General features: G+C 36.4%; 1 pseudogene. It reads right to left on the bottom strand.

Annotated features, from left to right (window positions below):
* A pseudogene (locus ACFILW_RS11010) lies at window positions 1-190 on the bottom strand (Asp-tRNA(Asn)/Glu-tRNA(Gln) amidotransferase subunit GatA); the annotation flags it as partial.
* Window positions 191-231 lie beyond the last annotated feature (41 nt).

Raw genomic sequence — 231 nt, 5'->3', positions numbered from 1 at the left:
CCAAGCGGCTATCTGATTCAGTAGCCATTTTCATTGCTTGTTCGGCTGTTACTGCCACATAAGTATTCAAGGTTGGATTAGCCAATTCAATCGCCTTTAAATAAGCTTCTGTTAATTCAGTTGCTTTGAACTCTTTTTTTATGAGAGCATCACGGGCTTGTGCAATTGTGAAAGTTGTTAAATCGGTCATATTGGTTCTCAAGTTCTTAAAATATAAAAAATTACTCAACG

The sequence above is a fragment of the Bartonella sp. TT110JLCBS genome (assembly GCF_042193405.1).
GTDB lineage: Bacteria > Pseudomonadota > Alphaproteobacteria > Rhizobiales > Rhizobiaceae > Bartonella.
The sequence above is the reverse complement of the archived record's forward strand: the minus strand, read 5'-3'. Positions and strand labels throughout refer to the sequence as shown.